The organism is Campylobacter sp. (assembly GCF_020024835.1).
Taxonomy (GTDB): domain Bacteria; phylum Campylobacterota; class Campylobacteria; order Campylobacterales; family Campylobacteraceae; genus Campylobacter_D.
Map to the genome: position 1 here is coordinate 1 of NZ_JAHHTD010000058.1, position 5552 is coordinate 5552.

Genomic DNA, 5552 nt, shown 5'->3' on the forward strand with positions numbered 1-5552 from the left:
TACTAATTAGTATATTTTTAGTAAATATTTTTGCTTTAGCTATGCAAACAATAGAAGTTAGTGCAAAAGATTTTTATCTTGATGAAAAAAATGAAAAAAGTATTTTAAGTGGTAATGTTGAAGTAAAAAAAGGAAAAGATATTCTTAATTCTCAAAAATTGATTATTTTTATGAAAAATAAACAGCCTATTAAATATATTGCCACTGATAATGCTAAATTTAAAATTAAAATGAAAGATAAAACATATTATGGTAGCGGTGATGAATTTATTTATATTGTCGCTAGTGATATTTATGAAATTAATGGTAAAGCAAAAATAATTGAAGTTGAAACTAATAAACAATTATTTGGAGATAAAATAATAATAGATAGAAAAAATATGACATATAGAGTTATTAGTCAAGATAAACCTTCTAAATTTGTGTTTGAAGTGGAAGAATGATACTTAATGCTAAATTTTTACTTTCTGCGTCAAAGTTAGATGAGTCTTTAGAGCCAATTTATACTGAAGTTGCTTTTTTAGGCCGTTCAAATGTTGGTAAAAGTTCTTTAATAAATGCACTATGTAAAAATAAAAATTTAGCAAAGAGTTCTTCGACTCCAGGTAAAACACAATTGATTAATTTCTTTGAGCTTGAGTGTAAGAAAGATAAAGATAAATTTAAGATAATTTTTATTGATTTACCGGGATTTGGATATGCTAAAGTAAGTAAAAAGACAAAAGCTATTTGGAATAAAAATTTAGATGAATTTTTAAAAAATCGTTCTTCTATAAAACTTTTTATTCATTTAATTGATTCTAGGCACGAGAATTTGGATATTGATTTAAATTTAGATGATTATTTAAATTCATTTTTAAGAGCTGATCAGAAAAAAATTTCTGTTTATACAAAATGTGATAAGTTAAATCAAAGTCAAAAAGCAAAATTGCTAAATAATAATCCTAATGCAATTTTAGTTTCGAATCTAAAAAAACAAGGTATAGAAAAATTAGAATATAAAATTATCAATGAGAGTTTAGGAATTGATGCGGAGTAGAAATTTAATTAAAAATAGATTTGATTTATCTTATGTATTTTTTTATTTTTTGTTGATATTTTATCAAATACTTTCTTCTGTGTATTATTGGTTTCCACCTTTATTTGGAGTGTTTTTTTGTTATATGATTATACTTTTAAAAGAAAAGGAAAAAACGTTAAATGCACTTGATTTTAGGTGGTATTTTTCTTTATTTTATATTTTATTAATTGATATTATTCATGGTTTTTATATTTTTAGTTCTTGGATTGCTTTTTTTGTTTTTTATCATATATTTGTTGATTGGTTTCAAAGTAAATTAAAATTAGGTCGTTATTTGTTAGTTATTTTTACATTATGTGCATATATTTTTTTGTATGTGTTTGATGTTTTTTTAGCATATTTAGATAATCAACCTATTTTGACTTTTGGTTTTGAATATATATGGTTTTGTATTTTAGAAGCTTTGCTTTCTTTTGTTATTTTTAAAGGAAAAATTTAAATGCGTTTGCGTTTAGTGATGATTTTTATAGCTTGTTTTTTTATACTTTTACTTTCAAGGGTTTATTATATTAGTGTAAAGTCAAATGTTTATTATGAGGAAATTGCTAAACAAAATGCCATAAAAACATTGTCGCTAGCACCTGATAGAGGTCAAATTTTAGATGTAAAAGGAAGACCTTTAGCAGTCAATAAATTAGGTTTTTCTGTTTCTATCAAGCCATATTTATATATTAAAAAACAAAATAGAGAGCTTTTGGACAAAGAATTGCAAATTATTGTAGATACTTTTCCTGATCAAAATTTTACTAAACTTAAAAAAAATTATACAAAAGTAGATTCTTACTATAATCAAGATTATATAGAAGTCATTCCTTTTATAGGATATGATGATATGATTAAACATTTTACTAAGTTGAATTTGCGTGAAAATATGCAAATTAAATCCACAACACAAAGATTTTATCCTTATGAATCTTTAGCAAGTCATGTGATTGGATATGTTGGCAAGGCAAATTTAAATGATATGAATGAAAACGAAATAGCAAGATTGACTAGCTATACGGGTCGAAGTGGTATTGAGCGTTATTATAATGATCTTTTACAAGGTGTTAAGGGTGAAAAAATTAGTAAAGTTAATGCCTTAAATAAAGAAATAGAAGAACTTTCCTATAAAAAACCTAGTTCTAGTAATATTGTTTTAAGTATTGATTTAGATTTGCAAGAGTATTTAGCCAAAATTTTTGAAGGTTTAGCAGGTGCGGCAATAGTTATGGACGTAAAAACAGGATCTATTTTAGCAGCAGGTAGTTTCCCTGAATACGATTTAAATCCTTTTGTTGTGGGTATTACTCAAGAAGAATGGAGTAGGTTGTCTAATGATTTAAATCATCCTTTTACAAATAAATTAATTAATGGCCTTTATCCTCCTGGTTCTGTTGTCAAAATGGGCACAGCGTTAGCTTTTTTAAATAGTCAAAAAATCAATGAACATCATAAATTTTTATGTGATAATAATTTTGAATTAGGTGGTAGAAAATTTAGATGCTGGAAATCTACAGGTCATGGATATGTTGATATGAATGGTGCTATTAGAGAAAGTTGCGATGTTTATTTTTATAAAGGTGCTCTTGAGGTTGGAATAGATTTTATTAGTGCAACTTTTGAGAGAATGGGTTTTGGATCAAAAACTGGAATTGATTTACCAAATGAATTTATAGGCACCGTGCCAAGTAAGCTATGGAAACAGCAAAAATATAATCAGCCGTGGTATCAAGGCGAAACTTTAAATACAAGTATAGGACAAGGAGATTTCTTGGCAACTCCTATGCAAGTAGCTAAATTTACAGCTATGATAGCCACTTCAAAATCTATAACTCCGCATTTTTTAAAGAGTATAGATGATAATACTACTAAGATCAATTTTGATAACAATGAGAGTGTTTTTAGCACTTTTGAGCTTGCAAAATTGCCTCTTTTAAGACGTTCTATGTATGAGGTTGCTAATGAAGAAGGCGGAACAACATCAAGATATTTAAAAAAATCTCTAGTAACTATAGCGGCTAAAACTGGGACTGCTCAAGTGGTTGGAATTTCACAAAGTGAAAAAAAGCGTATTAAAGAAGAAGATTTAGAGTATTTTTTAAGATCTCATGCGTGGATTACTTCTTATGCTCCTTATGAAAATCCACAATATGTAGTTGTGGTTTTGATTGAGCATGGTAAAAGTGGGAGTAGCACCGGAGGCCCTATACTCTTAAAAATTTATCAAAAATTAATCGAATTAGGTTATATAAATAAAAAATATATTAAATCAACTAGATAATTAACATACCATCACCATAAGAATAAAAACGATATTTTTTATCTATAGCTTCTTGGTAAATTTTTAAAGTAGTTTCTCTTCCTATAAAAGATGCTACGAGCATTATAAGAGTTGATTTTGGTAAATGAAAATTAGTGAGAATATAATTTACTCTTTGTATTTTATTGTGTGGATGTAAAAATAAATCACAAAATCCTTCTTTTTCTTTAGTTCTTGTATAATATTCTATACATCTAGTAATGGTAGTGCCTACGGCTAATATTTTTTTTTGTGAATCAATTAAATTACAAGTTTTTTTGTTAATATGAAAATATTCTGAATGTATTTTATGATCTCTTAAATCTTGACACTCTACACTTTTAAAAGTTCCAGCACCAACGTGTAAAGTAGTGGTATAAATATCGTGTTTTTTTCTAAGATTTTGTATCATTGTTTCACTAAAATGCAAACTTGCAGTTGGTGCAGCAACAGCACCTTCTTTTTTTGCAAAAATACTTTGATAGTTTATTATATCACTTGCTTGATCAGCTCTTTTGATATAAGGGGGTAAAGGCATATGTCCAATACAATTTAAAATATTAAAAACTTCACAATGATTAAGTTTGGTATTTTGAGAAAAAAATTCAACAATTCTTGTTCCATCATTGTTTAATTTCAAAATTTTAGCTTTTAAATTTTTTTCAAAATATAAATTTTGACCTTCTTGAATTTTACCTTTTATTTGCACTACAAAAGTATTGTTTTTGAAAGGATTATTGATGAAAAGTTCTATTTTGCTTCCTGTTTCTTTTTTGCCATAAATTCTTGCTTTAATGACTTTAGTATCGTTAAAAACGATAGCACAAGGTGGTAAAATATAGACTAAATCTTTAAAATATAAATGCGAAATTTCTTTTTTTTCTTTGTTATAAACTAAAAGTCTTGCATCTTCTTTGGGCAAAATAGGAAAATTAGCTATTAATTCACTTGGCAATACGTAATCATAGCTAGAAAGTAAAAAATCCTTATTCATTAGTATCTTTTGTGCTAGGATTTACTTTTTTAGCTATATAAATAGAAATTCCATAAAGTCCGCATAAAGGAATAGCCATTAAAAATTGTGAGATAATATCAGGTGGTGTCATCATAGCAGCAAAAATAAATATAATCAAAACTGAACTTTTAAAATGTTTTTTTAAAAAAACATCATCAATTAAACCAAGTTTTGCAAAGAAAAAAGTGATAACTGGCATTTCAAAAGCTAAACCAAAAGCAATAATTAATTTTGTAAAAAATCCAACATATAAACCAATACTAATTAAAGGCTTAAAATCCTGAGTTTGCACACCAAAATCAACTAAAAATTTAAACGCTAAAGGTATAACTATATAATAACAAAATAAAGCTCCTAGTGCAAACATAATACTAGCAAAGCTTACAAAAGGAATGACTAGTTTTTTCTCATTATCATAAAGTCCAGGTGCTACAAATTTCCAAAATTGCCAAAAAATAACCGGCAAGGAAATTAAAAAAGCTGTAAAAAAAGAAACTTTCATAGCTGTGAATAAAGGTTCTTGAAGCTCAATAAAAGTCATTTGTTTAGAAATTTCTGGCAATACAGCCTCAACAGGAGCTTTTAATATATCTATAATATATTCGTTAAATGTAAAACACGCAAAAAACATTATTATTATACACATAACACTGATAAATAATCTTTTTCTAAGTTCAATTAAATGAGGTTTTAATTCTTCAAACATTTTTAACTTTCTAATTTTTGAATTTCTGGTTGTATTTTTTTGTCTTTAAAATTAATAGTTTCTTTTGCGTGATTATCTAAAATATCTTGTTTATTATTTAAATCTTTAGTATTATTTAAGATGTCTTCTTTTAGTTGATCAAATTCTTCAAAACTTAGTTTTTTTCTAATATTTTCATTAGTGCTAGAAAATTCATCTTTGTATTTTTGTGTTTCATTTTTTAATTCTGCTATTTTTAGTTCTTTATTTATACTCGCTTTTGCTTCATCTATATTATTTTTTAGTGCTTTTAAAATTCTTGCTATTTCTATTATAGTTGAAGGCAATTTTTCTGGTCCAAGCACTAAAATAGCAACAACTAAAATAACTATAATCTCACTAAAACCCATAGTTAATTCTCTTTTCATATCAAAATATTTTTTTCATTTTACAAAAAATTACTTAAAAAAAATATTACTTTTACGATATC

Annotated in this window: 7 protein-coding genes; 4 read left to right on the forward strand and 3 right to left on the reverse strand. The window is 26.1% G+C overall.

The window, feature by feature from the left end; genetic code table 11:
• Positions 1-41 precede the first annotated feature (41 nt).
• The 4 genes from QZ429_RS07330 to mrdA are packed head-to-tail and all read left to right on the forward strand — an operon-like array spanning position 42 to position 3344.
• Complete coding sequence (locus tag QZ429_RS07330; RefSeq protein WP_291953308.1) at positions 42-443, forward strand: LptA/OstA family protein; 402 nt, start codon at positions 42-44, stop codon at positions 441-443.
• The gene (gene yihA / locus QZ429_RS07335; RefSeq protein ID WP_291953297.1) at positions 440-1039 is read left to right on the forward strand and encodes a ribosome biogenesis GTP-binding protein YihA/YsxC; all 600 of its coding nucleotides are present in this window, start codon (positions 440-442) and stop codon (positions 1037-1039) included. The genes QZ429_RS07330 and yihA overlap by 4 nt, the downstream gene beginning before the upstream one ends.
• Entirely contained in the window at positions 1029-1520 is a 492-nt protein-coding gene (locus QZ429_RS07340; RefSeq protein WP_291953300.1) for a hypothetical protein, read from the forward strand. Before yihA ends, QZ429_RS07340 begins: the two co-directional genes overlap by 11 nt.
• Complete coding sequence (gene mrdA / locus QZ429_RS07345; protein ID WP_291953302.1) at positions 1521-3344, forward strand: penicillin-binding protein 2; 1824 nt, start codon at positions 1521-1523, stop codon at positions 3342-3344. It begins immediately after the preceding gene.
• Here mrdA and queA read toward each other — a convergent pair.
• From queA to tatB, 3 genes are read right to left on the reverse strand one after another with little or no spacing between them, the layout of a single operon-like run.
• A complete protein-coding gene (queA, locus tag QZ429_RS07350; protein ID WP_291953304.1) occupies positions 3337-4356 on the reverse strand; it encodes a tRNA preQ1(34) S-adenosylmethionine ribosyltransferase-isomerase QueA in 1020 nt (339 codons plus the stop codon). The genes mrdA and queA overlap by 8 nt on opposite strands.
• Positions 4349-5083 (reverse strand): twin-arginine translocase subunit TatC, encoded by a 735-nt coding sequence (gene tatC, locus QZ429_RS07355; RefSeq protein ID WP_291953305.1) that lies wholly within the window; start codon positions 5081-5083, stop codon positions 4349-4351. Before tatC ends, queA begins: the two co-directional genes overlap by 8 nt.
• 2 nt (positions 5084-5085) lie before the next feature.
• Positions 5086-5472, reverse strand: coding sequence for a Sec-independent protein translocase protein TatB (gene tatB / locus QZ429_RS07360; protein WP_291953310.1), 387 nt, complete (start codon positions 5470-5472; stop codon positions 5086-5088).
• Positions 5473-5552: the final 80 nt, after the last annotated feature.